The organism is uncultured Brachyspira sp. (genome assembly GCF_944390845.1).
Classification (GTDB): Bacteria; Spirochaetota; Brachyspiria; order Brachyspirales; family Brachyspiraceae; genus Brachyspira; species Brachyspira pulli.
On record NZ_CALXRM010000123.1, the window covers coordinates 1 to 4,533 of the forward strand.

Genomic DNA, 4,533 nt, shown 5'->3' on the forward strand with positions numbered 1-4,533 from the left:
GAAATCAGAAATCAGAAATCAGAAATCAGAAATCAGAAATCAGAAATCAGAAATCAGAAATCAGAAATCAGAAATCATTAATTATTAATTATTTTTCATTATTTATATCAAATAATATTGCATCTTTTTTGGTATTGCAAAAAAAAAGAAAAATTTTCAACTTTATAAGGGAGTATTATGAAAATTAGTATAATAATCCCCTGCTATAATGAAGAAGATGTTTTAAATACTCTTTATGAGAGAATTAATAATGTTTCAAAACAATTATCAAACTATGAATGTGAATTTATTTTTGTTAATGATGGAAGTAAAGATAAAACAGAAAATATGATAGAAGAATATCATAAAAAAGATAACAGAGTAAAATTATTTTCTTTTTCAAGAAATTTTGGACATCAGGCAGCTGTTAGTTGCGGTATTCATCATGCTAGTGGAGATATTGCAATAATTATAGATGCTGATTTACAGGATCCACCAGAAATTATACCAGATATGATAAAAGAATATAAAAAAAGCAATACACCTATTATTTATGGTAAAAGAATATCAAGAAAAGGTGAATCTATATTTAAAAAAATAACAGCTTCTTTATTTTATCGTATAATAAATTTATTATCAGAGGTTAAATTTCCAGTTGATACTGGAGATTTCAGATTAATTGATAAAAACGTTATAGAAGCATATAAATCGTTTAATGAAAATCCAAAATATATTAGAGGTTTAATAAGTTGGATGGGATTTGAACAAAAACCTTTTGAATATGAAAGAGATGCCAGAGCTGCTGGTCATACAAAATACACATTAAAAAAGATGCTAAGATTAGCAATAACAGGTATTTTATCTTTTTCTGTAAGACCATTAAGAATATCATTATTTTTTGGTATATTATCTATATTAATAGCTATAGTATTTTCTATAAGGGTATTTTATTTGTATTTGTTTAATCCTGAAGTTTTAGTAAAAGGTTGGGCATCTATTATCATTACAATTCTTTTTGTTGGAGGAGTACAGCTTATTTCATTATCTGTTATAAGTGAGTATCTTGCCAATATTTTTAATGAAATGAAAAAAAGACCTGAATATATAATAAAAAAAACAATTAAATAAATATTTTAAAGGATTTGAAAAGTGAAAAAAAATATAGCCATATATAGTGCATTTATAATTCCAGTGATTTTAACAATAATAATACACATTTATGCTTTTCCAAAAGCTAAAGCAGATTTTGATCAGTTTAAGCAATATGATGATATGGTCAATTTTTATAATGATGGTGTATTTCCTACTGTAGGAACAAAAATGTGGAGTGCTGATGCTGATTATACACCTAGAATGCCTGGAGGATTTTATTATATTGTATATACATTATTATATAAAATTACAAATGAAAATTTTGTATTATCACGTGTAGTATTTATGATTTTATGTTTATTTACTTTAGCAATATTTTTATTTTGGTTCTATAAAAGATTTGGAAAATATATGGCATCCATATTATCAGCTTTGATATTATGCAATGCATATTTGTTTTTTGCCAGTATAGATATTTATAATCCTAATATTATGATATATTTATCATTTATATTGTTTATATTATTTTGTGAATATGTTGTTGATGGTAAGTATTCATATATTTCAGCATTATTTATGTTTCCACTTATTGCTTTAATGGGACAATGTCATTTCGGAGTATTTTTTTCTATAGTACCAACATTAATAGTATATCATATAGTAAGATTTAAAAAACTCACAAGAAAATATATTATTCCTCTTTTACTTAGTGTATTTATATCATTCTTATTATATTTACCTTATTTAATTAGTGAGATTAATAATGGATTTTCAAATACATTATCAATGATTTCATTTAGGGAGGGCGGAAAATTTGTAGGTCTTCCTCAAATATACTGCATGCTTATATATCCTACAACAGAAATGTCTATATTTTATGGCAGGACTAATGCTATACTTTATTTCTGGTTTAAAAATAATCCTTTTTTACTTTTTGGTGCATTGATGCTATTACTTACAGCTGTATTGTCTATATACTCATTCATATATTCTACTAAAAAGGTATTATCAAAAGATTATAAAATTAATGATAATATAGATATTATGCTCAAAGAAAGTATGGTATTATATTTAATATATGTACCTACAACATTATTTGTATTTTTTATAGCTAAATCAAAACCCGGTACTTTTCATTATATTTATAATGTGTTTGCTTTATCTTTTGTTCCTATATTAATTTTTATAAAGAATATAGAAAAAGGTAAATTAATAAAATTAAAAAATATTTTACCTATATTTGCTATTTTAGTAAGTGTTGCATTCTCTCTTCAAATTGTAAGGTCTGTAGAGCTATATATGAAAAAGTATGGCTATGATAATCATAAGAATTTAATGGAAGCTATAATAAAAGATGCAAATGGTAATGAGTTTTCTTTAGATAGTATAAGAATTCTTTCTACTATTGTGGAACTTTATGATTTAGCATCAGATATGTATGGAATTAGTGATAAATGGAATATGAATGAAAATGCAAAATTAACATATTTTATTTATAGTAGAGATATGTATTTTTTTGATGGTAAATGGGAAGATGTAAAAGAAGGAAAAAATAAACCTATACCGCAGAATGCCGTAAAAATATGGGGTGATGAAGTTTTAGCAGTATATAAATATATAAAGGATTAATAAATAATATAAGCTATGATATTTATTTTTATCATAGCTTATATTATATTAATTATTCAAAATCTTTCAAATGTCCTTTTGATACTTTTTTAAATGCCCTTAAATAATATTTTATATCGTCTAAATCTCTAATTGATAATACTTTATGCATTAAAAACTGAGGAGTAAAACTTAAATTATAAAGTTTTTGTATCCAGCATTTTATTTTTTCTTCGCCTACATCAGTTTTCATTATAGCTTTACGCATATCATAATCTTCCCAATTTTCAGTAGTAAGCCAGTTTTCTCTTTTACATTGATTAAATAATTCAGTACCAGGATACGGAATTATTATTGTAGCCTGCATGGTTTTAGCATAACCTTTTAGAAGAAGTTTTTTAGTAAGCTCATAAGTCTTTTCAATATCTTCTTCAGTTTCCCAAGGATAACCAAGCATAACTGTTATATGAGGAGAAAGTCCTGCATCAGAAGCAGCCTTACAAGATGGAAGTATTTCTTCTACTTTATTTCCTTTTATAAGTCTGTCTAATGTAGTTTGACTTGCTGATTCTAAACCAAATAATAAAAATCTGAATCCTGCTTTTTTCATGAGTCTGTATTCATCTTCATTACAAGCACCGAAACGCATATTACAGTCAATATTAACTTTTTTATTAAGCTTTTTATCTATCATATAATTACAGAAATCATTAAGCCATTTTTTTACTGGAAAACAACCTGTATCATCCATTATCTCTCTTATATTATATTTATTGTAAAGGAAGTCTACTTCATCAACAACATTTTCAGCAGTTCTAGCACGGAAATTTGTATATATACCAGTCCAAGAACAGAAAGTACATCTATGATGCCAGCAATCCCTTCCAGCCATTATATAAGTTCCCGGTATGCGTTTGAAATTACCATTATCATAAGCATATCTTTGCCACTGAGTTAAATCTCTATCTATAAATGGAAGGCTTTTTAAATCATGTCTTAATTCAAAGAAACCTGTATTTTTTATATTGTTTGATTCTCTATAATATATACCTTTTTCTAATTGTGCTTTGCCATTTAAATATTCTATTAAATTCAAAAGAAGAAAATCATAATCACCGCCTGTAAGTAAATAATCAACTTTACAGTTATTCATTGTCTCTTCAGGCATAGCAGTAACATGGTCACCTGCAATAACAACAATCATATTAGGATATTTTTCTTTCAAATCATCAACTATTTTCCAAGCCTTATATATAACTGGAGTTTTCACTTCAAAGAATAATAAATCTGGTGTATTTGAATCTAAATATTGATGCCATTGTTTAGTTGTCATATTTCTTGCTATAGCATCAACAAAATCTACATTATAACCTGCATTTTTTATCATAGTAGCAGCAGTTGCAGGAACAACAGGATAAATATATGTAGGACTTTTAAACCATTGAAATTGTCTGTTTTGTGATAATAATGCCACTCCTCTGTCGCTTTCAAATGGAGGATATCCTATATATATTTTATTTATTTTATTATTCATATATTAATTAACCTTTAATTTTAAATATTCAAAATTATTATATTTTTTTAATTTACATAATTATACTTTAATTGATAAAAATGTAAATAAGCACTAATACAGCTAATTATTTTATACAAATATATATTTACTAATTTTCAAGTTTATATTTAATAAAATTATAACTTCATTTAATATCATATAATGATGTAAAATTTTGACAAAATATTATATTTATATTATAATATTCAAATATGTATAGAGAACTCTAAACTCTAAACTCTAAACTCTAAACTCTAAACTCTAAACTCTAAACTCTAAACTCTAAACTCTAAACTCTA

4 protein-coding genes are annotated in these 4,533 nt (G+C 25.1%); 3 read left to right on the forward strand and 1 reads right to left on the reverse strand.

The window, feature by feature from the left end:
* The 3 genes from Q0K52_RS14570 to Q0K52_RS14580 form a co-directional block, all read left to right on the forward strand.
* Nucleotides 1-188, forward strand: a 188-nt coding sequence (locus Q0K52_RS14570) for a hypothetical protein (RefSeq protein WP_297300607.1), incomplete at its 5' end; no start/stop codon positions are given.
* Complete coding sequence (locus Q0K52_RS14575; RefSeq protein WP_297300608.1) at nt 178-1,107, forward strand: glycosyltransferase family 2 protein; 930 nt, start codon at nt 178-180, stop codon at nt 1,105-1,107. The genes Q0K52_RS14570 and Q0K52_RS14575, both read left to right, overlap by 11 nt.
* A 21-nt stretch (nt 1,108-1,128) precedes the next feature.
* Nucleotides 1,129-2,700, forward strand: a complete 1,572-nt coding sequence (locus tag Q0K52_RS14580; RefSeq protein ID WP_297300609.1) for a hypothetical protein — start codon at nt 1,129-1,131, stop codon at nt 2,698-2,700.
* Nucleotides 2,701-2,752: 52 nt separating this feature from the next.
* On the opposite strand, the gene Q0K52_RS14585 is transcribed toward Q0K52_RS14580, so the two are convergent.
* Nucleotides 2,753-4,213, reverse strand: a complete 1,461-nt coding sequence (locus Q0K52_RS14585; protein ID WP_297300610.1) for a radical SAM protein — start codon at nt 4,211-4,213, stop codon at nt 2,753-2,755.
* Between the last annotated feature and the right edge of the window lie 320 nt (nt 4,214-4,533).